At 61.8% G+C, this 26,378-nt stretch carries 24 protein-coding genes; 17 read left to right on the top strand and 7 right to left on the bottom strand.

Annotated elements, in window-relative coordinates:
• Position 1 precedes the first annotated feature (1 nt).
• The 11 genes from rplQ (at position 2) to NKH43_RS13360 (ending at position 10,508) form a co-directional block, all read left to right on the top strand.
• Positions 2-433 carry a 50S ribosomal protein L17 gene (gene rplQ / locus NKH43_RS13410; protein WP_023675127.1) on the top strand — a complete coding sequence of 144 codons (432 nt, stop codon included), beginning with the start codon at positions 2-4 and terminating at the stop codon, positions 431-433.
• A gap of 192 nt (positions 434-625) precedes the next feature.
• Entirely contained in the window at positions 626-2,113 is a 1,488-nt protein-coding gene (locus NKH43_RS13405; RefSeq protein ID WP_023717525.1) for a DegQ family serine endoprotease, read from the top strand.
• A 42-nt stretch (positions 2,114-2,155) separates the two neighbouring features.
• Complete coding sequence (locus tag NKH43_RS13400) at positions 2,156-3,466, top strand: replication-associated recombination protein A (RefSeq protein WP_352858600.1); 1,311 nt, start codon at positions 2,156-2,158, stop codon at positions 3,464-3,466.
• Positions 3,467-3,601: 135 nt separating this feature from the next.
• A complete protein-coding gene (locus tag NKH43_RS13395; protein WP_023717527.1) occupies positions 3,602-4,432 on the top strand; it encodes an aspartyl/asparaginyl beta-hydroxylase domain-containing protein in 831 nt (276 codons plus the stop codon).
• Between the two features lie 31 nt (positions 4,433-4,463).
• On the top strand, positions 4,464-4,850 hold the full coding sequence (gene crcB, locus NKH43_RS13390) for a fluoride efflux transporter CrcB (RefSeq protein ID WP_031193553.1): 387 nt from the start codon (positions 4,464-4,466) through the stop codon (positions 4,848-4,850).
• Positions 4,847-5,335, top strand: coding sequence for a fluoride efflux transporter CrcB (crcB, locus tag NKH43_RS13385; RefSeq protein WP_352858598.1), 489 nt, complete (start codon positions 4,847-4,849; stop codon positions 5,333-5,335). The genes crcB (NKH43_RS13390) and crcB (NKH43_RS13385) overlap by 4 nt, the downstream gene beginning before the upstream one ends.
• Entirely contained in the window at positions 5,332-5,670 is a 339-nt protein-coding gene (locus NKH43_RS13380; RefSeq protein WP_023717530.1) for a DUF190 domain-containing protein, read from the top strand. Before crcB (NKH43_RS13385) ends, NKH43_RS13380 begins: the two co-directional genes overlap by 4 nt.
• A 62-nt stretch (positions 5,671-5,732) precedes the next feature.
• Positions 5,733-6,713 carry an RluA family pseudouridine synthase gene (locus NKH43_RS13375; RefSeq protein ID WP_352858596.1) on the top strand — a complete coding sequence of 327 codons (981 nt, stop codon included), beginning with the start codon at positions 5,733-5,735 and terminating at the stop codon, positions 6,711-6,713.
• A 68-nt stretch (positions 6,714-6,781) separates the two neighbouring features.
• Positions 6,782-7,639, top strand: coding sequence for a DMT family transporter (locus tag NKH43_RS13370; RefSeq protein ID WP_084642491.1), 858 nt, complete (start codon positions 6,782-6,784; stop codon positions 7,637-7,639).
• Positions 7,640-7,641: 2 nt separating this feature from the next.
• Positions 7,642-8,433, top strand: coding sequence for an ATP12 family chaperone protein (locus NKH43_RS13365; RefSeq protein WP_023717533.1), 792 nt, complete (start codon positions 7,642-7,644; stop codon positions 8,431-8,433).
• A 185-nt stretch (positions 8,434-8,618) separates the two neighbouring features.
• Complete coding sequence (locus NKH43_RS13360) at positions 8,619-10,508, top strand: MFS transporter (RefSeq protein ID WP_023717534.1); 1,890 nt, start codon at positions 8,619-8,621, stop codon at positions 10,506-10,508.
• 89 nt (positions 10,509-10,597) lie between these two features.
• Here NKH43_RS13360 and NKH43_RS13355 read toward each other — a convergent pair whose 3' ends face one another.
• Positions 10,598-10,792 carry a DUF2735 domain-containing protein gene (locus NKH43_RS13355; RefSeq protein WP_352858595.1) on the bottom strand — a complete coding sequence of 65 codons (195 nt, stop codon included), beginning with the start codon at positions 10,790-10,792 and terminating at the stop codon, positions 10,598-10,600.
• A gap of 317 nt (positions 10,793-11,109) precedes the next feature.
• On the opposite strand from NKH43_RS13355, the gene NKH43_RS13350 reads away from it, so the two are divergent.
• Positions 11,110-12,150 carry a glutamine synthetase beta-grasp domain-containing protein gene (locus tag NKH43_RS13350; protein WP_023717535.1) on the top strand — a complete coding sequence of 347 codons (1,041 nt, stop codon included), beginning with the start codon at positions 11,110-11,112 and terminating at the stop codon, positions 12,148-12,150.
• Positions 12,151-12,267: 117 nt separating this feature from the next.
• Here NKH43_RS13350 and glnA read toward each other — a convergent pair whose 3' ends face one another.
• On the bottom strand, positions 12,268-13,677 hold the full coding sequence (glnA, locus tag NKH43_RS13345) for a type I glutamate--ammonia ligase (RefSeq protein WP_023717536.1): 1,410 nt from the start codon (positions 13,675-13,677) through the stop codon (positions 12,268-12,270).
• A 54-nt stretch (positions 13,678-13,731) separates the two neighbouring features.
• Positions 13,732-14,070, bottom strand: coding sequence for a P-II family nitrogen regulator (locus tag NKH43_RS13340; RefSeq protein ID WP_019857988.1), 339 nt, complete (start codon positions 14,068-14,070; stop codon positions 13,732-13,734).
• Between the two features lie 364 nt (positions 14,071-14,434).
• Between NKH43_RS13340 and NKH43_RS13335 the strand changes: the two genes are divergently transcribed.
• Both NKH43_RS13335 and NKH43_RS13330 read left to right on the top strand, forming a co-directional pair.
• A complete protein-coding gene (locus tag NKH43_RS13335) occupies positions 14,435-15,985 on the top strand; it encodes an NAD(P)H-hydrate dehydratase (protein WP_352858593.1) in 1,551 nt (516 codons plus the stop codon).
• Positions 15,982-17,988: a hypothetical protein gene (locus tag NKH43_RS13330; RefSeq protein ID WP_352858592.1), complete on the top strand. Its 2,007-nt coding sequence runs from the start codon at positions 15,982-15,984 to the stop codon at positions 17,986-17,988. Before NKH43_RS13335 ends, NKH43_RS13330 begins: the two co-directional genes overlap by 4 nt.
• A gap of 43 nt (positions 17,989-18,031) precedes the next feature.
• On the opposite strand, the gene NKH43_RS13325 is transcribed toward NKH43_RS13330, so the two are convergent.
• Both NKH43_RS13325 and NKH43_RS13320 read right to left on the bottom strand, forming a co-directional pair.
• Entirely contained in the window at positions 18,032-19,102 is a 1,071-nt protein-coding gene (locus tag NKH43_RS13325; protein WP_352482518.1) for a M48 family metallopeptidase, read from the bottom strand.
• A gap of 7 nt (positions 19,103-19,109) precedes the next feature.
• Positions 19,110-20,642 carry an acyl-CoA carboxylase subunit beta gene (locus NKH43_RS13320; RefSeq protein WP_352858590.1) on the bottom strand — a complete coding sequence of 511 codons (1,533 nt, stop codon included), beginning with the start codon at positions 20,640-20,642 and terminating at the stop codon, positions 19,110-19,112.
• A gap of 387 nt (positions 20,643-21,029) precedes the next feature.
• On the opposite strand from NKH43_RS13320, the gene NKH43_RS13315 reads away from it, so the two are divergent.
• On the top strand, positions 21,030-22,448 hold the full coding sequence (locus NKH43_RS13315; protein WP_023717542.1) for a DEAD/DEAH box helicase: 1,419 nt from the start codon (positions 21,030-21,032) through the stop codon (positions 22,446-22,448).
• Between the two features lie 102 nt (positions 22,449-22,550).
• On the opposite strand, the gene NKH43_RS13310 is transcribed toward NKH43_RS13315, so the two are convergent.
• Both NKH43_RS13310 and NKH43_RS13305 read right to left on the bottom strand, forming a co-directional pair.
• Positions 22,551-23,525 (bottom strand): alpha/beta hydrolase, encoded by a 975-nt coding sequence (locus NKH43_RS13310; protein ID WP_352858588.1) that lies wholly within the window; start codon positions 23,523-23,525, stop codon positions 22,551-22,553.
• An 8-nt stretch (positions 23,526-23,533) separates the two neighbouring features.
• Positions 23,534-24,355 carry an SDR family oxidoreductase gene (locus tag NKH43_RS13305; RefSeq protein ID WP_352858586.1) on the bottom strand — a complete coding sequence of 274 codons (822 nt, stop codon included), beginning with the start codon at positions 24,353-24,355 and terminating at the stop codon, positions 23,534-23,536.
• 215 nt (positions 24,356-24,570) lie between these two features.
• On the opposite strand from NKH43_RS13305, the gene NKH43_RS13300 reads away from it, so the two are divergent.
• Together NKH43_RS13300 and NKH43_RS13295 are read left to right on the top strand one after the other, a co-directional pair.
• Entirely contained in the window at positions 24,571-25,605 is a 1,035-nt protein-coding gene (locus NKH43_RS13300; protein WP_023717544.1) for a cysteine synthase A, read from the top strand.
• Complete coding sequence (locus NKH43_RS13295) at positions 25,605-26,348, top strand: alanyl-tRNA editing protein (protein ID WP_023717545.1); 744 nt, start codon at positions 25,605-25,607, stop codon at positions 26,346-26,348. The genes NKH43_RS13300 and NKH43_RS13295 overlap by 1 nt, the downstream gene beginning before the upstream one ends.
• Positions 26,349-26,378 lie beyond the last annotated feature (30 nt).

The following is a 26,378-nucleotide window of genomic DNA, read 5'->3' as shown; positions in this document are numbered from 1 at the left end:
CATGCGCCACGGATTTAAAGGCCGCCGGTTCGCCCGCAGCATAAGCCATCGCAAGTCGATGTTTGCCAACCTTGCCGTGTCGCTTATCGAGCACGAGCAGATCCTCACCACGCTGCCGAAGGCGAAAGATCTGCGTCCGATCGTCGAGAAGCTGGTGACGCTCGGCAAGCGCGGCGACCTGCACGCCCGCCGCCAAGTGATTGCCCAGATCGGCAATGAGGGCGTCGTCAAGCGTCTGTTCGACACAATCGCGCCACGTTACGCCACTCGCAATGGCGGCTATCTGCGCATCATGAAGGCCGGCTTCCGTCACGGTGACAATGCCGCAATGGCCGTCATCGAATTCGTCGACCGCGACACCTCGGCCAAAGGCGCCGGCGACCGCGCCCGCATCGAGGCCGAAGGCACCGAAGAGGAAGCCGCAGCCGCATAAGCTTCGGTTTTTCTGAGAAGTTCAAAGGGGCCTGCGGGCCCCTTTTTCTGTTTCCGAAGCTGCCGGGCAGGGCTTGCAGGGGTTTTGTCACCGGTTTTTGCGGCGACTATCCAAAATAATCGGATTTCAGCGGCTTAGCCTTTCATTTTGCACAATCGTCAGGACAATGGCGCCCGACTTGGAGGATTCGGAATGCGCGTTAAACGGCTGTCCCTTGTTCTGATCTGCGCCTTGATGGCGCTGGCCGTCGTGCCGGCGGCCAGGCACGCGCTGGCGGAGGAGACCAAGCCAGATCCCGGTCTGTCCGACGTGCTGACCGATCTGCTGCATGGCGTCGAAGGCGAAAACGCCACCTCCGGCCCCGACAAGCGCGTGCCGTTCGGCCGCGAGGAGGTGCAGCTGTCCTTCGCGCCGCTGGTCAAGCAGACGGCCCCGGCCGTGGTCAATGTCTACGCCTCGCAAACCGCCAAGGTGACGTCGCCCTTCGACGGCGATCCGTTCTTCGAGGAGTTCTTCGGCCGCTCGCAGCCGCGCGCGCAGTCTTCGCTCGGTTCGGGGGTGCTGGTCGATCCGACCGGCGTCGTGGTCACCAATTTCCACGTCGTCAAGGACGCCGACCAGGTCAAGGTCGCGACCGCCGACGGGCGCGAATTCGACAGCAAGGTGCTGCTCAAGGATGAGACGCTCGACCTCGCCGTGCTCAAGATTTCTTCCGACAAGCCGTTCCCGGTGATCGCCATTGGCGATTCCGACGCGCTCGAGGTCGGCGACCTGGTGCTGGCGATCGGCAATCCGTTCGGTGTCGGCCAGACCACCACCAGCGGCATCATTTCGGCTGTGGCGCGCAGCCATATCGGCGTCTCCGATTCCAGCTTCTTCATCCAGACCGACGCCGCCATCAACCCGGGCAATTCCGGTGGCGCGCTGGTCAACATGGGTGGTCAACTGATCGGCATCAACACTGCGATCTATAGCCGTAGCGGCGGCTCGATCGGTATCGGCTTTGCCATCCCTTCGAACATGGTTCGCGCCTTCGCCGATGCGGCCAAGGCCGGGCTCGACTTCTTCGAGCGGCCGTATGTCGGTGCCGAGTTCGAGGCGGTGACGCCGCAGATTGCCGAATCGCTCGGCATGGACAAACCGGCCGGCTCGCTGGTTTCTTCGGTCGAAGAGGCAGGACCCGCTGCCAAGGCAGGGCTCAAGCCTGGTGACGTGGTGCTGTCGCTCAACGGCAAGCCGGTCGAGAGCGTCGGGGCGCTGGACTACCGGATGGCGACGCTGTCGATCGGTACGAATGCCAGCTTCGGCGTTCTAAGCAAGGGTCAGCAGGCGACGATGGACATCGCGCTGGAACGGCCGCCTGAGGGCGCCAAAGCTGCGGAGCTCACATTGCGCGGCCGTAGCCCGTTTTCCGGTGCCAGGGTTGCCGAACTATCGCCACGGCTTGCCCAGCGGCTTGGTCTGCGCACCGATGTCAAAGGCGTCACCGTCGTCGATATCAACCGCGATTCGCCCGCTGCCGATTTTGGTTTCCAGCCGGGCGACATCGTGCGTGAGGTCAATGGCCTGACGATCGACAAGGCGGCGACCCTGGAACAGATAGCCCAGCAGGATACACGCTGGTGGCGCTTTACCGTCGAGCGCGGCGGGCAGATACTGCGCCAGGTGTTGCGTTACTAAGCCCGACGTCAGCATGGTCGGGCTCCAGGCAGAAGAAGTTGCATGGCCGATCTGTTCAGTGTCGATGAACCGGAAAAGACGCCGCCCGGCAGGCCGCTGGCCGACCGTCTGCGCCCGAAGAACCTCGGCGAGGTCGTCGGCCAGGAGCATCTGACCGGTCCCGACGGCGCGCTGACGCGGCTGATCGGCTCCGGCTCGCTCGGCTCGATGATCTTCTGGGGCCCGCCCGGCACCGGCAAGACCACGGTCGCACGGCTGCTTGCCGGCGAGACAAGCCTCGCTTTCGAACAGATCTCGGCCGTGTTTTCCGGCGTTGCCGACCTGAAGAAAGTGTTCGAGGCAGCGAAGCTGCGCCGCTCCAACGGCCGCCAGACACTGCTGTTCGTCGACGAGATCCATCGCTTCAACCGCGCCCAGCAGGACAGTTTTCTGCCCGTGATGGAAGACGGCACCGTCGTGCTGGTCGGCGCCACCACGGAGAACCCGTCCTTCGAGCTTAACGCCGCGCTGCTGTCGCGCGCACGCGTCCTGGTCTTTCACTCGCTCGGCGAGGACAGCATCGCCAAGCTCCTGGCGCGGGCCGAGGAGGCAGAGGGCAGGGCGCTGCCGCTCGATGACGAGGCGCGGGCGATGCTCATCCGCATGAGCGACGGCGACGGCCGCGCGGCGCTGACACTGGCTGAAGAGGTCTGGCGTGCCGCCAAATCAGGTGAGGTGTTTGGCGCCGAGGCGTTACAGCGCATCGTCCAGCGCCGCGCGCCGATCTACGACAAGGGCCAGGACGGCCATTACAATTTGATCTCCGCCTTGCACAAATCGGTGCGCGGCTCCGACCCCGACGCAGCACTCTACTATCTGGCTCGCATGTTCGACGCCGGCGAGGATCCGCTCTATCTCGGGCGCCGGTTGGTGCGCATGGCGATGGAGGATATCGGGCTGGCCGACCCGCAGGCACTCGTCGTCGCCAACGCCGCCAAGGAAGCCTACGACTATCTGGGCTCGCCCGAGGGCGAACTGGCCTTCGCCGAGGCTACCGTCTATCTCGCCACCGCGCCGAAATCCAATGCAGTCTATACCGCATTCAAGGCCGCCACACAGGCGGCCAAGGAATTCGGTTCGCTGCTGCCGCCCAAGCACATTCTCAATGCGCCGACCAAGCTGATGAAACAGGAAGATTACGGCGCCGGCTATCGCTACGACCACGACGAGCCCGACGCTTTTTCCGGCCAGGACTATTTTCCTGAGAAGATGGGAAGGCAGACATTCTACGATCCGCCCGAGCGCGGCTTCGAGCGCGATATCAGGAAGCGGCTGGACTATTGGGCGAAGCTGCGCAGCGAGCGGGAAAAGTAGCTGCCAGTCGCACACTGGTGTGATCGCCGTTGTCTGATGGGATAAAAAACCCTATCAAGATGCGCCTTCGGCCGGCGGCAGGCCAGAAACGTACCGACGATATTCAGAACGGAATCGCGCCTGGCGCGTGGAAAAATGACAAAAAAATCCCGCAAAACCCTTCGGAAGTTCGCCATAGCCATTCCGCTGCTGGCGCTCGGCTTCTATGTCATTCCCATTCTGACGACGATTTTCATCGTCCTCGGCCTGATCGACGTGTTGCGCAACGACAACAAGAATTGGGCGCTGTTCAGTGGTTATTTCCTGGGCAACGGCATCTTCACCTGGCTGCTTTCGCCCTTCAATCTGCTGGTGGATCTGCTGTGCTATAGAAACCGCGGTGTCTGGAAATTGGACCAGTTTCCTCCGGACTACCAGCGCGAGGTCAACGAGGTCCTGGATGTCTTCAAGGCACGCAAGGATGAGATCATCGCCGACATCGACGCCAATTTCGGCAGCGGCCGGCGCGGCATGTATGTCTATCAGTGGTATGGCAAGCACAAAATAGACAACGTCGCCGAATTCAACAAGGATTTCAAATACATCAAGACGATTGCCGTCTCTGTGTTCAGCGGCAGGGAATCGACTTCCTGGCACTTTGGCCCGCTCCGGCTCAGCCTGCGCATTCTCTACAACCTCATCCCGGTGAAATCGGAAGTGTTCGTCCAGTGTGGCAACGCCAAGAATTACTGGCACGAGAACCCGCTGTTCATCTTCGACGACACGCTGCTTCATCGCTCGGTCAACGAGTATGACGGGCGCCGCTACTGCGTGTTCATGGACATCATTCGCCCATCGCCGTTTCCCGGTCTGATCTCGACGCTCCTCGCCATTGTTTCGGTCAGCGTCGAGCGCATCAATGCCATGTTCTACAAGAACTGGAAGATGATCGCCTCCAGCAAGCCGAAGAAGGTCGGAGCTGCCTGACACCGTAGCGTAACTGGCGCGAGGGAGCACGATGTATCATCTGTTGCTTGTCTGTCTTGGTGGCGCGATCGGTGCAATGGCCCGCTTCTTCCTGTCCGGCTTCGTCGCCCGCCGGGTCGGCGAGACCTTTCCTTGGGGCACGATGGTCGTCAATGTGTCGGGGGCGTTTGCAATCGGCGTCGTTGCGCATGCCGTGGCGCGCGACGGCATGCCTGCCCTTTGGGCCTTTGTCGTCACCGGCGGCCTCGGCTGCTACACCACGGTCTCTTCATTCAGCCTGCAGACGCTGGCGCTGGCGCGTGAGGGCGAATGGCTGCGCGCCGGCGGAAATGTGCTGCTTTCGGTTTTCCTGAGCCTCGGCGGCGTGACGCTGGGCTTTGCCGCGGGAAGTCTTCTGATTGGCAGCGGGGCGCCATGAGCGGCCCGCAGAAGCTCCGCTCCGACGGGATGGCGGGGCGTGCGGCGCGCCTCATTGGCTCGCGCCGAACGAGCCAAACGGTTCGTATCTATGCGACCGTGACCGCTGGCAGCATGATCGGCGGCGTGCTGCGGGCGCTCGCCTCATTGGCGAGCACCGCCTGGTGGGGCACTGGATTTCCCTTCGGCACGCTCCTCGTCAACATTGTCGGCTCATTCCTCATCGGCTTCTATGCGACATTGACGGGACCGGATGGTCGCGTCTTCGCCAGTCCGCTGCAGCGCCAGTTCTTCATGGCCGGCTTCTGCGGTGGCCTGACGACCTTCTCCGCTTTCAGCCTTGAAACACTCACCCTCGCGCAAAGCGGGAAGCTTGTGGCGGCGGCACTCAATATCGCGATCTCCGTGGTGGCCTGGCTTGCCGCCGTCTGGCTTGGCCACATCTTTGCAGTGCGCCTCAACCAGCCGAGAGGATCCAGGCAATGAAGATACCACCACAGGCACAATTGCTGCGCATATTTATCGGCGAAAACGACAGGGCAGATGGCCGTCCGCTGTATGAGGTCATCGTGCTGAAGGCCCGCGAAATGCAGATTGCCGGCGCGACCGTCCTGCGCGGGGCGATGGGATTTGGCCATTCCAGCCGACTTCACACCACGAAGATCCTCCGTCTCTCGGAGGACCTTCCCCTTGTCATCGAGATCGTCGACGACGAGGAAAAATTGGCCGCTTTTCTGCCCGTGCTTGAAACAATCATGACAAGTGGCTTGATCACGCTGGAGAAAGTTCAGGTTCTGCAATATGGAACCGACAACGAATAACCGAGTGAGATTGCGGGTGCCGGCGAATGCCGTTGCATGTTCGCAAAACGGCGATTGGAATCATGGCAGGCGTTGAACAGATCACAGTGGATACCGGTGAGGCGGGCATGCGGCTCGACCGCTGGTTCAAGACCCATTTCCCCGGTCTCGGTTTCGGTCATCTGCAGAAGCTGCTGCGTTCCGGCCAGATCCGCGTCGACGGCGGCAGGGTGAAGGCCGATACACGCGTCGAAGCCGGCCAGACGGTGCGTGTGCCGCCGCTCGAAGTGGACAAGAAAGGCGAAAGCCCGCTCACCGGCCATTCGATACGCAACCAGGGCGATGCCGATGTCTTGGCCAAGATGCTGATCCATGAGGACCCGAAGGTCTTCGTCTTCAACAAGCCGGCCGGCCTGGCGGTGCAAGGCGGCTCCGGGGTCACCCGCAATGTCGACGACATGCTGGAAGCCTGGCGCAACCAGAAGGGCGAGAAGCCGCGTCTGGTGCACCGGCTCGACCGCGACACGTCGGGTGTTCTGGTTGTCGCCCGTACAAGGCTCGCCGCCATGAAGCTCGCCGAAGCGTTCCGGGCGCGTGTGACGAAGAAAACCTACTGGGCGCTGGTCAAGGGTGTGCCGCCGAAGCGCGAGGACAAGATCTCGACCTGGTTGATCAAGGAACCGACGCCCGACGGCGATCGCGTGCGCATCGCCAAGCATGGCGAAAAGGGTGCCGACCACGCCGTGTCCTACTACCGTGTCATCGAGCAGGCTGCACAGACGATGACCTGGCTGGAGATGGAGCCGTATACCGGCCGCACCCACCAGCTTCGTGTCCATGCCGCGCATATCGGCTGCCCGATCATCGGCGACCCCAAATATTTCGAGGCCGACACCAATTGGGATTTTCCCGGCGGCATGCAGAACCGCCTGCATCTGCACGCCCGCCGCATCGTCATCCCGCATCCCGATAAGGGGTTTGTCGACGTCACCGCGCCGATGCCGCCGCACATGCGCCAGAGCTGGAACCTGATCGGCTTCGACGACGCAAGCGCGGAGGACTAGGGCCGGTGGGCGTCGCCACAGATACGCTCGACCGCCGTGACGCGGTCGATCTGGCGGCCGCCGCCATCATGGTCGGGCTGACCTTTTCCTGGGGCCTGAACTACGTCGCCGCCAAGATCTCCTATGCCGGCTACGATCCCGTTTTCCTATCGATCGCCCGCTCGGTGATCGGCGGCCTGTGTGTTTTCGGCTGGTGCCGCTGGCGCGGCATCGCGCTGTTCACGCCCGACAAGACTCTCGTCGCCGGCATTCTGGCAGGCGCGCTTTTCGGTCTCGAGTTCCTGTTTCTGTATGTCGGGCTCGAGCACACCACCGTCGTGCGCAACACCTTGCTGGTCAACACCATGCCGTTCTGGATGCTGGTCGGCGGCCATTTCCTGCTGGACGAAAGCATCACGGCACGCAAGCTCGTTGGGCTTCTGCTCGCTTTCGCCGGGCTGGTCGCGGTGTTTTCCGACAAACTGAGCGCTAATGGTGGCGAGACGTTGAGCGGCGACCTGCTCAGTCTCGGCGCCGGCATTCTGTGGGCCGTGACCAACATTGTCATCAAGCGGTCGAAACTGGTGGAGGCCAGCGCCGAAAAGCTGCTGCTCTATCAGCTGGCCGGTGCCGCCGCCGTCGGCATTTTGGTGATGCCCTTTGCCGGGCCGCCCGTCCGCAGCTTTACCCTTCTGCCGACCTTGGCGCTGTTGTTCCAGGCCGTCTACGTTGTCGCCTTCACCTATGTGCTGTGGTTCTGGCTGCTGCGGCGCTACCCTGCATCTGGCCTGTCGAGCTTCACCTTCCTGTCGCCGGTCTTCGGCGTGCTTTGCGGCGCCGTGTTCTTGAACGAGCCGTTGACCGTTCGTATCTTTCTGGCACTCGGCCTGATCGCCGCCGGTCTTATCATCGTCAACCGGCCGGCCCGAAAACAAAGCCCCGGATGAGCATGCGCGATATTTTGAACGACCTCGAAGCTGGAAAGCAGCTCTCCGATCCGGATCCGGTGCGTCGCGCCCAGATCCAGATGAAGACGCCGCTGCCAAAACGCTTCTACAAGACCGTCGCGGTGGCACCGGTCGAGGATGGTTTTGCCGTCCATCTCGATGGCAAGCCCGTCCGCACGCCCGCCAAGGCGCTGCTGGCGCTGCCGACCGAAAAGGCGGCTGCTCTTATTGCGGACGAATTCGCCGCACAGGAGGAGACCATCGACCCGGTAACGATGCCGTTGATGCGTCTGGTCAATACGGCAATCGATGGGGTCGCCAGTGATCCCCAGGCGGTGCTGGAGGACATCCTGCGTTTCGCCTCATCAGATATGCTCTGCTACCGCGCCGATGCACCACAGGGGTTGGTCGACCGGCAGAACGAGCATTGGGATCCGGTCATCGACTGGGCGCGCAGCGCGCTCGGCGCCCGGTTCCAGCTCGCCGAAGGCGTGATCCACGTCGAGCAGCCGCGCGAGAGTATCGCGCTGCTTGGCCAGCATCTAGCCCAACGTGCCGATCCGCTGCGCCTTGCTGCCATCCACGTCATGACCTCGCTGACCGGATCGGCGCTGCTGGCGCTGGCCGTCGATTTCGGCGAGCTCGACGGCGAGGTGGCCTGGGCTGCCGGCCATGTCGACGAGGACTGGCAGGCCGAGCAATGGGGCCATGATGCCGAGGCCGTCGCCCGCCGCGCCGCCCGCAAGCGCGACATGATGGCGGCAGTCAGCCTGCTCGAAGCGCTCAAAGGCTGACGGCACCGCCCGCTATTTCGCACTGCACATTAGACCAAAGTCATAATCCCAAAGGCGGTCTGCCTCTGGGCACTGCTTTCTGTCATTTTTTGCACCGGTGGCTGCACTGAGTCTGCGTTCCGAGGAAACGCGGACGATGACGCGCAGCATCGAGGACCGACGGAATCACACGGGAGGATACACTCATGGCAATGGCATCGACCGCCGGCAAAACAAGCCGCGGCATGACGCGCGAGGAGAAGAAGGTCATCTTCGCCTCCTCGCTCGGCACCGTTTTCGAATGGTATGATTTTTATCTCTACGGCTCGTTGGCAGTGTTCATTGGTTCGACTTTTTTCAGCCCAACCATCCCGGAAGCTACGCGCAATATCTTCGCGCTGCTGGCTTTCGCCGCTGGCTTCCTCGTGCGTCCGTTCGGCGCATTGCTGTTCGGCCGCATCGGCGATCTTGTCGGCCGTAAATACACTTTCCTTGTCACGATGACGATCATGGGCCTGTCGACCTTCCTGGTCGGCTTGCTGCCTGGCTATGCGACTTTGGGCATTGCCGCTCCCGTGATCCTGATCATCTTGCGCATGTTGCAAGGCCTGGCGCTCGGTGGCGAGTATGGCGGTGCCGCGACCTATGTCGCCGAGCACGCACCCGACGATCGCCGCGGCTACTACACGTCGTGGATACAGACGACGGCAACGCTCGGCCTGTTCCTGTCGCTGGTCGTCATCCTGATCGTCCAGGGGTCGATGGCCAAGGAAACCTACGCCGCGTGGGGTTGGCGCATTCCTTTCATCGTTTCCTTTCTGCTCCTCGGGATTTCGATATGGATCCGGCTGTCGCTTTCTGAATCGCCGACCTTCCAGCGCATGAAGGACGAAGGCAAAGGCTCCAAGGCGCCATTGACGGAAGCCTTCGGCCAATGGAAGAACGCAAAGATTGCGCTGCTGGCACTGCTCGGCCTCACAGCCGGCCAGGCCGTGGTCTGGTACAATGGCCAGTTCTACGCGCTGTTCTTCCTAACCAACGTGCTCAAGGTCGACGCGCAGTCGGTCAACATCATGATCGCAATCGCGCTGGCGGTCGGCTCCATCTTTTTCGTCGTGTTCGGCTGGCTCTCCGACAAGATCGGTCGCAAGCCGATCATCATGGCCGGCCTTGCACTGGCGATCGTCTGCACTTTCCCGTTGTTCAAGGCGCTGACCTGGGCAGCCAACCCGGCGCTCGCCACCGCGCAGCAAAACACGCGCGCGACGGTCACCGCGGCACCGGGCGACTGCAAGTTCCAGTTCAATCCGGTGGGCACGGCGAAGTTCACGACGTCCTGCGATATCGCCACCTCGTTCTTGACCAAGAACTCAGTGCCTTATGACGTGGTAACGACGGCAGCCCCCGGCACTGCAGCGTCGGTCAAAATCGGCAACGAGACAGTTGAGTCGTACGACGCGACTGCGGCCGGCGATCAAGCCAAGGCTAAGGACGCCGTTTTCGCCAAAGCGGTAAACACAGCGCTTCGGGACGGCGGCTATCCGCTGAAGCGGGCAGCGGCCAAGGTGCCGGACCAGAAGCTTGAGGCCTTCATTGCGGCCAATCCCGAGCTGAAGCTCGATACGGCCGCGATCCGCTCCGGCGACAAGGCGACGGTCCCGACCGACCAGGCGATCAAGGACAAGCTGCTGACTGCCGATGAGGCTGCGGGAGCCCCCGAGGTCACTGTCTACACCATACCGGGCGGCGGTCCCTTTGCCATGTTTGCCGACCCGGCCGCGGTCAACTGGCCGATGACGATCGCCATCCTGTTCGTCCTCGTGATCTTCGTCACGATGGTGTACGGGCCGATCGCCGCGATCCTGGTCGAGATGTTTCCGACCCGCATCCGCTACACCGGAATGTCGCTGCCCTACCATATCGGCAATGGCTGGTTCGGCGGGCTGCTGCCGGCGACGGTGTTCGCGCTCAGCGCCTACAAGGGCGACATCTACTACGGTCTCTGGTACCCGGTGGTGATCGCGGCGATGTCGCTGGTCATCGGCATGATCTTCATCAGGGATACCCTCGGAACAGACCTGCATACCAAGCAATAGCCGACCTGTCCCGATTCAAAGCAAAGCCCGGCGCGAGCGATCGCGCCGGGCTTTGCGATTCATCGGAGGGAGACGAGAGATGGGGAGGCTCAGCTCTTCCGATCGTTTTTCGCTTCTTCGATCGCTGCCTCATGATACCAGGCACTTCCGAAATCCGTTCGGTTGCGCAAAGAAGCAAGTTCTGCTGCGAACTTAGCCTTTCCGGTTAAATTTGAGGCAGAAGCGCGCGCTGCCACCGGGAACATCAGGATTTTGGCCGACTGACGAGTGGAAGTGATTTCCATTGTCGGTTTCCTTTCTTCGGCACAACCTTGCCGATTCAACCTTTCCCCAAGATAGGTTTCGCAATCGAATTAGGCAACATGATTATAAAAAGATCAGTAGCTGCACAATATTTATGCAAACTATGCTTGTGAGCGATCCGATCGCACAATTACGACGGCTCAGCAATTTTGCGCCGACACTACATCGCTTTTGCCGCACCCGTCGCCAGCCAAATGGCACACGAATTGCATTTTAACAGTCGGCAGGTCGGCTGCTGGATAGGCCGGCTCGCCCCGGCGCCATCCAGGGTTCGGTGATCAAGCAACGAGAGGCTAGAATGACGAAATACAAGCTCGAGTACATTTGGCTCGATGGATACACCCCGGTTCCCAATCTTCGCGGAAAGACGCAGGTCAAGGACTATGCCGAGTTTCCGACGCTCGACCAGCTTCCGCTGTGGGGCTTCGACGGTTCTTCGACCATGCAGGCCGAGGGCCACAGCTCCGACTGCGTTTTGAAGCCGGTCGCCGTCTATCCGGATCCCGCCCGCACCAATGGCGCGCTCGTCATGTGCGAGGTCATGATGCCGGACGGCGTGACGCCGCATGCATCCAACAAGCGCGCCACCATCCTCGACGACGAGGGTGCCTGGTTTGGCTTCGAGCAGGAGTATTTCTTCTACAAGGACGGCCGCCCGCTCGGCTTCCCCGAGAGTGGCTATCCGGCGCCGCAAGGCCCGTACTACACCGGCGTCGGCTACAGCAATGTCGGCTCCGTCGCCAGGCAGATCGTCGAGGAGCATCTCGACCTTTGCCTCGCCGCCGGCATCAACCATGAAGGCATCAACGCCGAAGTGGCCAAAGGCCAGTGGGAATTCCAGATTTTCGGCAAGGGCTCCAAGAAGGCCGCCGACCAGATGTGGATGGCACGCTATCTGATGCAGCGCCTGACCGAGAAATACGGCATCGACATCGAATATCACTGCAAGCCGCTCGGCGATACCGACTGGAACGGCTCCGGCATGCATGCCAACTTCTCGACCGCCTATATGCGAGAAGTCGGCGGCAAGGCGTATTTCGAAGCGCTGATGGCGGCTTTCGACAAGAACCTGATGGATCACATCGCCGTCTACGGTCCGGACAACGACAAGCGTTTGACCGGCAAGCACGAGACCGCGCCGTGGAACAGGTTCAGCTACGGCATCGCCGACCGCGGCGCCTCGATCCGTGTGCCGCACTCCTTCATCAACAACGGCTACAAGGGCTATCTCGAGGATCGCCGTCCGAACTCGCAGGGCGACCCCTACCAGATTGCCTCGCAGATATTGAAGACGATCGCCTCCGTCCCGACCAGCGCCGAGGTTTCGGCCGCGGCTTGAACATTCGTCCCGGCGTAGACCTCAGGTCTGCGCCGTGACGTTCTCTCCGATCGCATCGCAATAAAAAAAACCCCGGCGTCTCCGCCGGGGTTTTTTTGTTGGCTGCAACGATCCAGATCAGACCGAATAGTACATATCGTATTCGACCGGATGCGGGGTCATTTCGAAGCGCATCACCTCGGCCATCTTAAGCTCGATGTAGCTGTCGATCTGGTCGTCGTCGAAGACGCCGCCGGCCTTCAGGAAGCCGCGGTCCTTGTCGAGGCTCTGCAGGGCTTCGCGCAGCGAGCCGCAGACGGTCGGGATCTTCTTCAATTCCTTCGGCGGAAGGTCGTAGAGATCCTTGTCCATCGGCTGTCCCGGGTGGATCTTGTTCTTGATGCCGTCGAGGCCGGCCATCAGCATGGCGGCGAAGGCAAGATAGGGGTTCGCGCCCGGATCGGGGAAGCGGACCTCGACGCGCTTGGCCTTCGGCGACGAGCCGAACGGAATACGGCACGAGGCCGAGCGGTTGCGTGCCGAATAGGCGAGCAGCACCGGCGCTTCATAGCCGGGTACCAGGCGCTTGTAGGAGTTGGTCAGCGGGTTGGTGAAGGCGTTGATCGCCTTGGCATGCTTGATGATACCACCGATGTAGAACAGGCAGCTCTCGGACAGGCCGGCATATTCGTTGCCGGCGAAGGTCGGCTTGCCTTCCTTCCAGATCGACTGGTGGACGTGCATGCCAGAGCCATTGTCGCCGAATACCGGCTTCGGCATGAAAGTGGCCGTCTTGCCATACGCATTGGCGACCTGGTGCACGACGTATTTGTAGATCAGCATCTTGTCGGCGTTGCGGACCAGCGTGTCGAACTTGATCCCGAGCTCGTGCTGGGCGGCGGCCACTTCATGGTGGTGCTTTTCGACGCGCACGCCCATCTCGGCGAGCACGGTGAGCATTTCCGAGCGCATGTCCTGTGCCGAATCGATCGGCGGCACCGGGAAATAGCCGCCCTTGATGCGCGGCCGGTGGCCGAGGTTACCCGTCTCGTAATCGGTGTCGTCATTGGACGGCAATTCGGTCGAATCCAGCCGGAAGCCGGTATTATAGGGATCGGCCTTGTACTTGACGTCGTCGAACACGAAGAACTCGGCTTCAGGACCGACGAAGATCTGGTCGCCGATGCCTTCCGCCTTCATGTAGGCCTCGGCCTTTTTGGCGGTGCCGCGCGGGTCGCGGTTGTAGGATTCTCCCGAGATCGGGTCGAGGATGTCGCACAGGATGACCATGGTCGACTGAGCGAAGAACGGGTCCATATGCACCGTATCGGGATCGGGCATCAGCACCATGTCGGACTCGTTGATCGCCTTCCAGCCGGCGATCGAGGAACCGTCGAACATGACACCATCGGCAAACATGTCTTCCTCGACCTCGACGACATCCATCGTAACGTGCTGCAGTTTGCCCTTCGGATCGGTGAAGCGCAGATCGACGAACTTCACGTCGTTGTCCTTGATCTGCTTCATGATGTCTTTGGCTGTCGTCATGTCCCTGCTTCCCTATGTGATGACGTTTTGAACATGGCCTTTTAACGGGAAAATTCAGACCGCGTCCATGCCGGTTTCGCCGGTGCGGATGCGCACGACTTCCTCAATGTTGGAGACGAAGATCTTGCCGTCGCCAATGCGACCGGTCTGGGCCGCCTTGCGGATGGCTTCGATCGCGGCTTCGACCGCATCGTCGCCGAGCACGACCTCGATTTTCACCTTCGGCAGGAAGTCGACGACATATTCGGCACCGCGATAAAGCTCGGTATGGCCCTTCTGGCGGCCAAACCCTTTGGCCTCGGTAACGGTGATACCTTGCAGCCCGGCCTCCTGAAGCGCTTCTTTCACTTCGTCTAGCTTGAACGGCTTGATGATCGCTTCGATCTTTTTCATGTAAAAAGTGGCCTCCACTGCCAAAAAAGACGGGTTGTGAGCCCCGCTTGCGCTTCAATCAAGCACGAACTGTGCCAATTGATGGGGCGCCGAGCAGCCTCACATGATTTGGATACCATGCCGCGCAGGAATGTACATTCGCATCATTCGCTGCGTCGGATGCGCCATGAACACCGCGAGCCTACACACCGCCGGTCCTGCCGTCCGCACAAAAATTGGGCAGATCGGATATTTCATGAGCAGCTGCGCGCCGTCGTCCCGAACGAGGTACGCCGCCAACTTTGCTTAGGGACCTTCGTTGTTTGCGTCGGATCAAAAACTGGACAATGCTTGGGGAAATGATGTGCATGTCGCCTGATATTCCATGAGCAACGAACTTTTGTCTCCGTCTGAAATGGCCGAGGCCGATCGGCTGGCGATTGCGGCCGGGCCACTCGATGGCTTCGGCCTCATGCGGCGCGCCGGCGAAGCGGTCGCTGCCGTCGTCCTGGCGCGCTATCCCCAGGCGAGCCGCGTCCATGTCCTGTGCGGCCCCGGCAACAATGGCGGCGACGGCTATGTCGTGGCGCGGTTGTTGGCAGAGGCCGGCATGAACGTTGCCGTATGGGCCGAAGGCAAGCAGAAACCCGGAAGCGATGCCGCGTTGGCCTCTGATGCCTGCAACTTGCCCGTGGAACACATTGGCCATTGCTACCCGGAAGCGGGTGAAGTGGTCGTGGACGCACTCTACGGCGCGGGACTGTCCAAGGACATTTCGATGCATGCGTTGGCCGTCTCAGGCTTGAGCAGCGCTGAGCGCGTCCCGGTGGTCTCGATCGATTTGCCTTCGGGTGTGTCAGGCGAGACCGGCTTGACTAACGCTCGCTTCCAGGCCGAGGTCACGGTGACTTTCGTGCGGAAAAAGCCAGGCCATCTGCTGATGCCGGGGCGCGAGCTGTGCGGCGAGATCATCGTCGCCGATATCGGCATTCCGGATGGGATCATCGATCAGCTCAAGGTCACGGCGTTCGAGAACACACCGGAACTTTGGCTGCGATGGTACTACCCGAGAACGGCTGTCGATTCGCATAAATACAAGCGTGGCCATGTTGCTGTCTTTTCCGGCGGACCGAGTGCGACGGGCGCAGCGAGGTTGTCGGCCATGGCCGCGGCTCGCAGTGGGGCAGGGGCAGTAACTGTGCTTTCACCTGGAAACGCCATGCAGGTGAACGCCGCGCATCTGACCTCGATCATGCTGCGCGAGGCCGGCTCGCTCGAAGAGGTGCAGGAATTCCTCGTCGCGCGGCATCCCGAGGCGCTGGTGTTCGGACCGGGGCTCGGGCCGAAACCCAAGGTCGGCGATTTCGCATTGCAGTTGATTGCGGCGATCGCGGATCTGACCCGCGCATCAGCGGCTACGCCTGAAATTCACGCCAGTGCCATCGTTCTGGATGCCGACGCCATCACCTCGTTGGCGCTTCAGCCTCAGGCACTGTTCGACGCAGCGCGTCAGACATGGTCGCCGGCACTGGTGCTGACGCCACATGAGGGTGAATTCGCCAGGCTTTTTCCAGATATCGCTGGGAACAAAAAACAGTCCAAAGTGACCAAGGCGCGCGAAGCAGCAAAGCGCGCCAATGCCATTGTCGTCTACAAGGGTGCCGACACGGTGATCGCGGCGCCCGACGGCAGGGCCGCGATCAATGCCAACGGTGCGCCGGGGCTGGCCACGGCTGGCTCTGGTGACGTTCTGTCGGGGATCGCGGCCGGATTGCTGGCGCAAGGCATGGCGGCCTTCCAGGCTGCCTGCGCGGCGGTCTGGATCCACGCCGAGGCCGGCCGTCGTTTCGGGCCCGGCTTGATCGCCGAGGATCTACCGTCGGCTCTGGTGCCAGTGCTGCGGGAATTGATCGAAAGCCAGCCGGACCTTCGATGAGACGCATTGCACTCCTTTTCACCACGCTCGTCATCGCCGCTTTGGCGACACTGTCGGCCAATGCCGCTGAGCAGCCGGTGACCATCGTCGATGATCCAGCGGTACTTGCTGCTCTCGATGCCAAGGGCTTTGGCTTCGCCGGCATTTTCGGCGTCGACGGCAAGGGCGATTTGAAGACGCTTTATGACAAGGCGCCGGCTTACCACGCGATCGTCGAAACGATTGCAAGCGACGTCGCAGCATTGCGGACCGAGATGAAGGCCGGCGGCCGGCCGCTGTACGAGGTGACCGACGGCAATGTTGGCCGTGTCATGGACATGCGCTGGCTGAGGACCGACGCAGCGCGCTTCCGCCTCGTCGGCGTGGTCAACCGGCTCGACCGGCGCGACTTCGCCGCGCTGAAAGGCGACGGGAGTTGCGGCGAAGTGCGCTTCATCTATCGCCTCGCCTACAGCTTCAAGAAGAACGGCAAGGTTTTGGCCTCGCGCCTGCCGTTCAATTTCAGTGCCGTCTACAATGCCACGCCGGATGTCGATGGCGGCTGTGTCGGCGTCGCCGGACGCTGGGCACCACAGCTCGACGAGAGCGTCGATGCCGGCTGGCTGACCGGCGGGCCGCTGGAAAGAGCGGCGCTCACCTTCAAGCAGCTCGAGCTCAATGCCCAAGTGGTCCGCTTCCCCTCCGGCCAGGAGACCGAATTCGGCGGGCAGGCTGCCTATCTCATGCGAATTTTCGGCATCGACGGAACGGCTGTCAGCGAAAAGCCGCTGGAAAACACGCCCGACATGGCACGTCTTGCCGAAGACGCCGCGCTGAAAGCAAGACTTGCCGACTATGTCCGCACCAATGTTGCGGCGGTCGATCTCGGCGTCTACCAAATCCCCGATGAGTTTTTGGCAAGGAAGGTCATTTCGTGGTCGACCTTCGGCAGCGCAAGGCAGGCCAACCACCCGTTCACGCCGCTGTTCCAGCCCGCGGATTTCGAAGGGCTCGATTTCTCTGCGCTGAAGCTGGTGCGCACGCCAGAGGCATTGGTCGAGCGGCTGGACAACGGCGCCTGCCAAGGCTGCCATCAGGCGGGCTCGACCGCCGGTTTCCATTTCATCGGCCTCGATGACAAGACGACCTCGCCGCTCAACCGCATCGAGGTCGGCATCTCGCCGCATCTCCACGCCGACATCCCGCGTCGCGTCGCCTGGCTGCACGCGACTGCCGACGGCAAGGAACCGAACCGCTTCCGCCCGCTGTCCTTCGCGCCGCCGGCGACATGGAGCGATGCTGGACAGATCGCCTATTCGCCGGCCGAGATGGCGATGCCGTGCCTGATGCCGGCGGATGCGGCCCGCTTTGGCGCGACTTGGCAATGCGGCGGCGGCACCGTCTGCACGCCGCTGGCGACCGTGTCCGGCGTGCGCACCAAGCTGGCGCAATGCCTGCTGCCCAAGGACAGCGAAAACATGTTTTCCGGCCATCCATGCCTGACCGGCTCGATCGCCAGCAACCCGGCACAGCCTTTCAATGACCGCTATACCATCACCGGCCAGTTCGCGGCGTTCGCGCCAAGCATTTCGCGCGCCGCCTACACCTGCCGGCCGCCGAAGATCGGTGTGCCGGCGGGGATTGCCTATCGCGGCTGCGACGACCGGGATCGCAGCTTTGCCGCCTTCAAGACGGGCAAACCGATGCCGAACGAGATTTGCGGGTTGGTCGGCGGCAAAAAATTCGACACCTGCGTAGCGACCAATAATTTCGACCAGTGCCTGGGCGGTGCCGTCAATCGCGGCAATCGTCCTGCCTGCTCGGCCGACCATTTCTGCCGCGAGGATTACATGTGCCAGTCGCTGCCGCCCGATACGCCCGGCATCGGCAAGGTGAAAGGCATCGGCTTCTGCTCGCCGACCTATTTTATCTTCCAGATGCGCATCGACAATCACGCCACGCCGTGGTCGGGCGCTGCCCGCGCGACGATGGGGGCCGGGTTCGGTGCTGCGGAAGAGGAATAGGCCACCGACTGAGGCATTGGCCGCAGTAGTTCCAGGTGGATAGCTATCGATCGAGGTCGTCGGCGATGTTCGATGTCCATTCGCCGTCGAAATGGCGGACGCGTTCGGCGACGAACGCATCGCTCAGCAGGCTCGACAAGGCAGAAACCAGAATTGGTTCTATCTCTGGAGCCGAGCTAAATCCAAGAGCAATCAGACGTTCGGACCAGGGCGGATGGTCCGCACTTTCGTTATCTCGCGCGTCCCACGCTTTTTGAGCATACTCCTGCAGAATGGGAAGTCTCGACAAGTGAGCGGCGGCCGCCAGGACCCTTTCGAGTGGTGGACGGGGCGGAGCCATGGCGCCAAGCAGTTCACGCTGGAGCGGGCTATAGACTTGATCATCGAAGAACGCACTGGCGGCACCGATCAGAAGCAGGGCGCGGGCCGCATCATGTGCGTCGCCGGACGTCGCTGCATGGCGATCTGCGTCAATTTCCGCTCGTCGCGACAACCGTATTTCTTCGCGCTCCAGAGTGCGCGACAGCGGACCAAGCATCCAGTAGAACAGGCTGCCTGAAACGGTTTTCCCCGGAGGAGCGAAGTCGAAGATTAGATCGAAGCTTTTCTCGAGTTCGGCCAGGTTGAGTCCGCCATTTGTATCTTTGTTTTTCAGATGGGCGTCCTCATGAGCCAAGATCGCCGCAAATGCCTTTTGGTCGGTCGCTGCGAGCAATGGCAGGCCGATGGTGAGAATCGCCCTGCGACCAAGCAAGCCTAGAAACGGCCGCTCTTCACCGACGCTGGCGTTGAGATCGTCGCTCAGGATGATCCTCGTTCGGCTGGCGCGGTGTTTGCCGGCAATACTCTCCCAGACAGCCCACAGCTTCGGGGCTGATTCCCGAGTAATCCCCTTGACCTTGCTGGGTCGAAAACCGGCGAACAATGTTCCGATCAACAGAACGATGGCCAGCATCGCGGCCGGGATTGCAACAGCACCAGTCGCGATGACGGCGAGCGGATGCCAATCGAGGAGCCAGAACCACAGGACTATTGGGCAGAACAGCGGGAGAGCGAAGAGCAGGATGGCAAATCTGCCGAAACGCGCTCCCATGTAGAGGACCAGGCGCGACATCAGCCCCTCACAGCGGGATGTTGTCGTGTTTCTTCCAAGGGTTTTGCATATCCTTGTTGCGCAGCATCCTGAGCGCGCGGGCGATGCGGCGGCGGGTCGAATGCGGCATGATCACCTCGTCGACGTAGCCGCGCTCGGCGGCAACGAAGGGCGACAGGAAGCGATCTTCGTAGGCCTTTGTGTGTGCTGCAATTTTCTCCGCGTCGCCGATGTCCTTGCGATAGATGATTTCGACCGCGCCCCTGGCGCCCATCACGGCAATCTGCGCCGTTGGCCAGGCATAGTTCATGTCGCCGCGCAAATGCTTTGACGCCATGACGTCATAGGCGCCGCCATAGGCCTTTCTGGTGATGACGGTGATCTTTGGCACGGTCGCTTCGGCATAGGCGAACAGCAGCTTGGCGCCGTGCTTGATCAACCCGCCATATTCCTGCGCGGTGCCGGGCAGGAAGCCCGGCACGTCGACGAAGGTGACGATCGGGATCGAGAAGCAGTCGCAGAAGCGCACGAAACGCGCCGCCTTGCGGCTGGCATCCGAATCAAGCACGCCGGCCAGCACCATCGGCTGGTTGGCGACGAAGCCGACTGTGCGGCCCTCGACGCGGCCGAAGCCGGTGACAATGTTTTTCGCAAAATTCTGCTGGATCTCGAAGAAGTCACCCTCGTCGGCAACTTTAAGGATCAACTCTTTGATGTCGTAGGGTTTGTTGGCATTGTCGGGGATCAGCCGGTCGAGCGACGGATCGTGATCGGTGACCGATTGGTAGCATTCGATCTCGGGAATTTCCGCCGTGTTGGAGGCGGGCAGCAGATCGACCAGCCGGCGCATCTGCAGCAGCGCCTCGACGTCATTGTCGTAGGCTCCGTCGGCGATCGAGGACTTCGTTGTGTGGACGGAAGCGCCGCCGAGGCTTTCGGCGGTCACCGTCTCGTTGGTGACGGTCTTCACCACATCCGGCCCGGTGACGAACATGTAGGAGGTATCGCGGACCATGAAGATGAAGTCGGTCATCGCCGGCGAATAGACGTCGCCTCCGGCGCAAGGGCCCATGATCAGCGAAATCTGCGGAATGACGCCGGAGGCCAGTACATTGCGCTGGAAGATCTCGGCATAGCCGCCGAGGGCCGCCACGCCTTCCTGGATGCGGGCGCCGCCGGCGTCGTAGAGGCCGATGATCGGCGCACGGTTGCGCAGCGCCATCTCCTGCACCTTGACCACCTTTTCGGCATGGGCCTCGGACAGCGAGCCGCCGAACACGGTAAAATCCTTGGCGAAAAGATAGACCGGGCGACCGTTGACGGTGCCCCAGCCGGTAACGACGCCGTCGCCGGCGATCTTGGTTTTCTCCATGCCGAAATCGGTCGAGCGGTGCTCGACATACATGTCGAACTCCTCGAACGAGCCCTCGTCGAGAAAGACGTCTATGCGTTCGCGGGCGGTCAGCTTGCCCTTCTTGTGCTGGGCGTCGATGCGGGCCCGGCCGCCGCCCATGCGAGCGACCTCGCGCCGGCGCTCGAGTTCCTTCAGCACGTCCTTCATGACCGGTCCCCGAAACGGAAAGCTGGATTGTGGTAATCATGCCCGGGGGAGAGCGCAAGCGCCGCTTCCTAATGGCTTTTGCTGCGCTGCAGCATCAGGCCCCTTGCATTTCGATGCGAACTGGGCCATATGCGGCGGCATAGGCGCTTGGGCCGGGATAATCCGGCCTTCTCGATGAATGAGACTGGTTGCGTCTGTTTTCCCTCTTCCCGACATATCGGCAAGGTGGCGAAAAAGCCCCGTGGCATGATGCCTGCGGGCACGACAGCGCAGCCGTGCGGACGATAACGTCCGCCCGCCTTGTCGTTTCATGACAATTTTCGACGGCAGGTTGCGCCCTGCCGCCATTGATGTTTGCGGCCAGGAGCCGCATGAAAGAAGAATATTTTGACCAATGAAAACACTTTGACCGGTAAGGACGCTGGGGAACTGAACGGTTTCGCCGCACTTGGAATTACCGGCGCACTGCTCAAGGCCACGAATGCCGCCGGCTTTACCGATCCGAAGCCGATCCAGGCCCAGGCGATCCCGCCGCAGCTCGAAGGCCGCGACATTTTCGGCATCGCCCAGACCGGCTCGGGCAAGACCGCGGCGTTCGCGCTGCCGATCCTGTCGAAGATCATCGCACTTGGCACCAAGCGCCGGCCGAAGACAGCCCGCGCACTGATCCTGGCGCCGACGCGCGAACTCGCCGTGCAGATCGAGGAGATGATCAAGCTGCTTGCCAAGGGCGCGCATGTCTCGACAGCGCTGGTGCTTGGCGGCGTCTCGCGCTTCAGCCAGGTGAAGAAGGTTGCGCCCGGCGTCGACATCCTGATCGCAACGCCAGGTCGGCTGACCGACCTGGTGCGTGAAGGCGACCTCGTGCTTGCCGACACCAAATGGCTGGTGCTGGATGAAGGCGACCGCATGCTCGACATGGGCTTCATCAACGACGTCAAGCGCATCGCCAGGGCGACGGCGCCGGACCGTCAGACGGTGCTGTTCTCGGCAACCATGCCGGCCGAAATCGCCGAACTGGCGAAAGGCCTGCTGAAGAACCCGATTCGCGTCGAAGTCGCTCCTCACAGCACCGCGGCCGCCGAGATCGTGCAGGGCGTCGTCTTTGCCCGCACCAAGCAGAAGCGTCAGGTGCTGGCCAACATGCTTGCCGACGAGGCGATGAAGTCCGTCATCATCTTTTCGCGCACCAAGCATGGCGCCGACAGGGTGACAAAGGATCTCGAGCGTGACGGCTTCAAGGCCGCCGTCATCCACGGCAACAAGTCGCAGAACGCTCGCCAGAAGGCACTCAACGATTTCCGCGAGGGTTCGGTGCGCATTCTCGTGGCGACCGACATTGCGGCACGCGGCATCGACGTGCCGGGCATTAGCCATGTGGTGAATTTCGACCTGCCGGACGAGGCGGAGAGCTATGTCCACCGCATCGGCCGCACCGGCCGCAACGGCATGGACGGGATCGCCATCACGCTCTGCGACCCGTCCGAAAACAGCAAGCTGCGCCAGGTCGAGCGCATCATCCGCACCAAGCTGCCGATCGTTGCCGACCATCTCGGCAGCCCCGATCCGCAGCGCAATCCCGCCGAGAAGAACGAGCGCAGTTTCGAACCGGCCAATGATCGCAACGACCACAATGGCCGTCGCGACGGCAGGCGGCCCGGCGGCGCAAACAACGGCTTCGGCAAGAAGCGGTTCGGCGACAAGCCAGCCTTTGCGGGCGAGCGCAAGCCGGAAGGCGCCAAGCCCTTCAAGGGCAACAACAAGCGCCGCTTCGGCGGTAAGCGGCCGGCAGCGCGGGCCGCATAACCTGACCGTGTTGCGGTCGGCCAAGCTTGGCTTGGTCACTCACGATTGAAAAGGGCGACCGGAGTGATGCTCCGGACGCCCTTTTGCTTTGAGGCCTTTGGTTTACTTCACCACCGCCTCGACCCACACGACAATCCGCTGCGCCAGGAAAGCCGTGGTCGATGGCGACAGCGCGTCACCCGCAATCACGTGGTTGTCGGGGTCGCCGGTATCGTCGACCGGCACCAATTCATGTGCGGCGCCCCAGCGAGCCGCGATTTGGCGCGTGCGATCTGGTCGTACCACTTTGTCCGAATCCGAAAAGATGAACAGGGCAGGGATGGACGTCTTCTCCACCGGCGCGCCGTAGGCAAGCTCTGTCAGCGCCGCCATCGGCAATGTCGCGGCGATCGGGTAGCGGTAGGTCCAGAACCTTTCATGCAGCGCGTTGCGCGGCACGAAGCTACGCTCCTTGCCGGCGACGAGCTCGACGATCTGTCTGCCCCACGGTAGGGTCAGCAATTCGGCGCCGGAAGCCTTGACGCCGAAATTCGGCGAGATGAATGCGATCGCCGCGACGCTGTTCGATGCGCTTGGCTGCGTCGCGGCCCACGCCGCCAGCGAGCCGCCGGTCGAGGTGGCTATGACGATCACCTTGTCGCCGATCGCCCGGCCGATAGCGAGCGCTTCCTCGTAGTCGTTGATCCAGGCACCGACGCTGCCTTGCGTCATCGCGGCGCCGTCCTGTCCATGTCCCGTCAGGCGCGTGTAGAAAAGATTGGCGTCAAGCTGGTCGGCCACCTCGTCGGGCAATGGACGAATCTCGCCCTTCGACGCAGAAAAGCCGTGGATGTAAACGATCGCAAATGGCGTCTTGGCATGGACCATCGGGTCGGCCCAGATGATTTCCTTGTCCAGCCCGTCGCGGATGCCGGGCACGGCCGCCTCCTGGCGCGCCAGATAGGCCTGCGGATCATCGCCAATTACTGAGGGATCGAAACGGATCGTGGTTTCGACGAGGACGCGCGGACCAAGCGCCAAGGCCAGGACAAGGATGAGGACAAGACCCAGCACCGCAAACATGATCCGTCGCCCCATCACGGATCCTATTCGACCGGTGGCTTGCGGTCGAAATTCAACGGCCGCGCATTCCAGCGGGTGACGGTGCTGATCACCCATCGGCAGAACGGCCTCGGTAGTATCCTGAGCAACTTCAGTGTCCAGCTCAGGCGGTGTGGGAAAGTGACTTCGAAGCCACCGCATTCGATGCCTCGCGCGATGCGGCGCGAGGCCAGATTGACCGGCATCAAGCCCGGCATCGGCAGGAAGTTCTTCTCGGTCAGCCGCGTGTCGACAAAGCCTGGATTCATCACCTGGATGCGGACGTTCATCTTGTCGAAATCATATTTCAGCGACTCGGCCAAGATATTGACTGCCGCCTTGGTGCCGCCATAGGCGGCGGTGGTGGGCCAGCCGAAATAGGCGGTGACCGAACCGATCAGCACGACATGGCCGCGCGAGCGCACGCGCATGCGTTCGATGACGGGCAGCAGGCCATTGATGATGCCGAAATAATTGACTTCGAAAGACCGACGAAAATTGCGCGCGACAAGATCCTCGCCCGGCGTTGCGATATAGCTTCCCGCGTTGAACACTGCCAACACGATCGGACCGAGATCTTTCTCGATCGCTGCAACCGTCTTTGCCATGCGTTTTTCGTCGGTCACGTCGCAGGGAAAGGCTACGACACGGCCCGCCATCTGCGCCGTTTCGACGATGAGCGTATCGATCGGATGGTCATCGGGCGCAGTCACTGCGACGACATAGCCCTGAGCGGCAAGATCCTTGGCCAGCGAACGGCCGATACCGCTGCTGCCGCCCGTAATCCAGGCGACGCCATGCTTCGGATTGGCCCGATAGAGTGTCATGCTGCGCCCCGCCGGCTCTTCTTAGCCTGTGCTCTAGCGGTGAAGAAATCGAATGAAAAGACTGCTTTTCGGTACATGGTTGAAATGAATGCCGGCCGGGCGCGCCTGGCTGCAGCAATTGCAGTGTGCGAAATGCGACTGGACCAGGCAAATTCTTGCCTTGAAACCGAAGCGTCGGGTTTCTAGGGTTTCGCCGCACCCACAAAGGAATCTCCATGCCCCGTTCTGTGATCGACGTGATCGGCAACACGCCCCTGATCCGCCTCAACAAGGCCTCGGAAGCAACCGGCTGCGAGATTCTGGGCAAGGCCGAATTCATGAATCCCGGGCAGTCGGTCAAGGACCGCGCCGGCCTGTTCATAATCCGCGATGCGGAACAGCGCGGGCTGCTGCGGCCCGGCGGCGTCATCGTCGAAGGTACGGCCGGAAATACCGGCATCGGATTGACACTGGTTGCCAAGGCGCTCGGCTACCGCACGGTGATCGTCATTCCCGATACCCAGAGCCAGGAGAAGAAGGATACGATCAAACTGCTCGGCGCCGAGCTGATCGAAGTGCCAGCCGTGCCCTACAAGAACCCGAACAACTACGTGAAGCTGTCGGGCCGGCTGGCCGAGCAAATGGCGAAGACCGAGCCGAACGGCGCGATCTGGGCCAACCAGTTCGACAATGTCGCCAACCGCGACGGCCATATCCGCACCACAGCCGAAGAAATCTGGAACCAGACCGGCGGCAAGGTGGATGGTTTCGTGTCGGCGGTCGGTTCCGGCGGCACGCTGGCAGGCGTTGGCTTCGGGCTGAAGGCCAAGAACAGCCAGGTCAAGATCGCACTGGCCGATCCGCTGGGGGCTGCGCTCTATTCCTTCTACACCAGCGGCGAGTTGAAATCCGAGGGCAGTTCGATCACCGAAGGCATCGGGCAGGGGCGGATCACCGCCAACCTCCAAGGCTTTACACCCGATTTTGCCTTCCAGATCCCCGATGAGGACGCACTGCCGATCGTATTCGACTTGATCCAGGAGGAGGGACTTTGCGTTGGCGGCTCGACCGGCATTAACATTGCCGGCGCCATTCGCCTGGCGCGCGAGCTAGGCCCCGGCCAAACCATCGTGACCATGCTTTGCGACTACGGCACGCGCTATCAGTCGAAGCTGTTCAATCCTGAATTCCTGCGCGAAAAGAAGCTGCCGGTACCGGGCTGGATGGAGCAACGGAGCACGATTTCGGTGCCGTTCGAAAGGGTCGCGTGATGGCGCACAAGACCGAAGCGCTGTTTCGTGACGACGCCTATCTGGGGACGGCCGACGCCACCGTCGTCGCAGTCAACGATCGCGGCGGCATCATTCTGGACCGGACCGTGTTTTACGCCACATCGGGCGGGCAGCCGGGCGACACTGGCAGCCTCGAACGCGCCGACGGCACCGGCATTGCGATTGCCGCTACGATCACCGGCGAAACCAAGGACGAGATCATCCATGTGCCGGCGCCGGAGCAGGCGGTTCCACGGTTGGGCGAGCGGATGAGGCTCGCCATCGACTGGCCGCGGCGGCAGCTGCTGATGCGTATGCACTCGGCCTGCCATCTGCTTACCGTCGTCTGTCCGTTCCCGATCACCGGTGCCGCGGTTTCCGAGGACGACAGCCGTATCGATTTCGACATCCCGGATGCCGGCTTCACCAAGGAAGACGTGACGGCCAGGCTGATGGAACTGGTGCGGGCCGACCACCCGATCTTCACCCGGCTGATCTCCGACGAGGAGCTGGCATCCAATCCAAGCCTGGTGAAATCCAAGAATGTGCGGCCGCCGGCCGGCACGGGAAAGATCAGGCTGGTCTGCATCGGCGAGAATGCTTCGGTCGACAGCCAGCCTTGCGGCGGTACCCATGTGAGGAGCACCGGCGAAATCGGCGAGATCCATATCGGCAAGATCGAGAAGAAGGGCCGCGAGAACCGGCGCTTCCGCATTCGCTTTGGCCCGATGCCGCCAGCCTGATATAGGACTGGGACAGGCGGGACAGGAGAG

The organism is Mesorhizobium sp. M1163, from assembly GCF_040318415.1.
In the GTDB taxonomy this organism is placed as follows: Bacteria; Pseudomonadota; Alphaproteobacteria; order Rhizobiales; family Rhizobiaceae; genus Mesorhizobium.
This window is presented reverse-complemented; position numbering and strand designations above follow the sequence as displayed.

What these genes read in the sequence shown, in the direction of transcription:
- crcB (WP_352858598.1), top strand. Translation starts at nt 4,847, where the DNA reads ATGAGCGGCCCGCAGAAGCTCCGCTCCGACGGGATGGCGGGGCGTGCG.
- NKH43_RS13350 (WP_023717535.1), top strand. Translation starts at nt 11,110, where the DNA reads ATGACGAAATACAAGCTCGAGTACATTTGGCTCGATGGATACACCCCG.
- NKH43_RS13320 (WP_352858590.1), bottom strand. Translation starts at nt 20,642, where the DNA reads ATGAAGGACGTGCTGAAGGAACTCGAGCGCCGGCGCGAGGTCGCTCGC.
- NKH43_RS13335 (WP_352858593.1), top strand. Translation starts at nt 14,435, where the DNA reads ATGAGCAACGAACTTTTGTCTCCGTCTGAAATGGCCGAGGCCGATCGG.
- NKH43_RS13405 (WP_023717525.1), top strand. Translation starts at nt 626, where the DNA reads ATGCGCGTTAAACGGCTGTCCCTTGTTCTGATCTGCGCCTTGATGGCG.
- crcB (WP_031193553.1), top strand. Translation starts at nt 4,464, where the DNA reads ATGTATCATCTGTTGCTTGTCTGTCTTGGTGGCGCGATCGGTGCAATG.
- NKH43_RS13355 (WP_352858595.1), bottom strand. Translation starts at nt 10,792, where the DNA reads ATGGAAATCACTTCCACTCGTCAGTCGGCCAAAATCCTGATGTTCCCG.
- NKH43_RS13300 (WP_023717544.1), top strand. Translation starts at nt 24,571, where the DNA reads ATGCCCCGTTCTGTGATCGACGTGATCGGCAACACGCCCCTGATCCGC.
- glnA (WP_023717536.1), bottom strand. Translation starts at nt 13,677, where the DNA reads ATGACGACAGCCAAAGACATCATGAAGCAGATCAAGGACAACGACGTG.
- NKH43_RS13305 (WP_352858586.1), bottom strand. Translation starts at nt 24,355, where the DNA reads ATGACACTCTATCGGGCCAATCCGAAGCATGGCGTCGCCTGGATTACG.
- NKH43_RS13400 (WP_352858600.1), top strand. Translation starts at nt 2,156, where the DNA reads ATGGCCGATCTGTTCAGTGTCGATGAACCGGAAAAGACGCCGCCCGGC.
- NKH43_RS13365 (WP_023717533.1), top strand. Translation starts at nt 7,642, where the DNA reads ATGCGCGATATTTTGAACGACCTCGAAGCTGGAAAGCAGCTCTCCGAT.
- NKH43_RS13370 (WP_084642491.1), top strand. Translation starts at nt 6,782, where the DNA reads ATGGTCGGGCTGACCTTTTCCTGGGGCCTGAACTACGTCGCCGCCAAG.
- NKH43_RS13295 (WP_023717545.1), top strand. Translation starts at nt 25,605, where the DNA reads ATGGCGCACAAGACCGAAGCGCTGTTTCGTGACGACGCCTATCTGGGG.
- NKH43_RS13325 (WP_352482518.1), bottom strand. Translation starts at nt 19,102, where the DNA reads ATGTCGCGCCTGGTCCTCTACATGGGAGCGCGTTTCGGCAGATTTGCC.
- NKH43_RS13310 (WP_352858588.1), bottom strand. Translation starts at nt 23,525, where the DNA reads ATGGGGCGACGGATCATGTTTGCGGTGCTGGGTCTTGTCCTCATCCTT.
- NKH43_RS13360 (WP_023717534.1), top strand. Translation starts at nt 8,619, where the DNA reads ATGGCAATGGCATCGACCGCCGGCAAAACAAGCCGCGGCATGACGCGC.
- rplQ (WP_023675127.1), top strand. Translation starts at nt 2, where the DNA reads ATGCGCCACGGATTTAAAGGCCGCCGGTTCGCCCGCAGCATAAGCCAT.
- NKH43_RS13375 (WP_352858596.1), top strand. Translation starts at nt 5,733, where the DNA reads ATGGCAGGCGTTGAACAGATCACAGTGGATACCGGTGAGGCGGGCATG.
- NKH43_RS13395 (WP_023717527.1), top strand. Translation starts at nt 3,602, where the DNA reads ATGACAAAAAAATCCCGCAAAACCCTTCGGAAGTTCGCCATAGCCATT.
- NKH43_RS13340 (WP_019857988.1), bottom strand. Translation starts at nt 14,070, where the DNA reads ATGAAAAAGATCGAAGCGATCATCAAGCCGTTCAAGCTAGACGAAGTG.
- NKH43_RS13380 (WP_023717530.1), top strand. Translation starts at nt 5,332, where the DNA reads ATGAAGATACCACCACAGGCACAATTGCTGCGCATATTTATCGGCGAA.
- NKH43_RS13330 (WP_352858592.1), top strand. Translation starts at nt 15,982, where the DNA reads ATGAGACGCATTGCACTCCTTTTCACCACGCTCGTCATCGCCGCTTTG.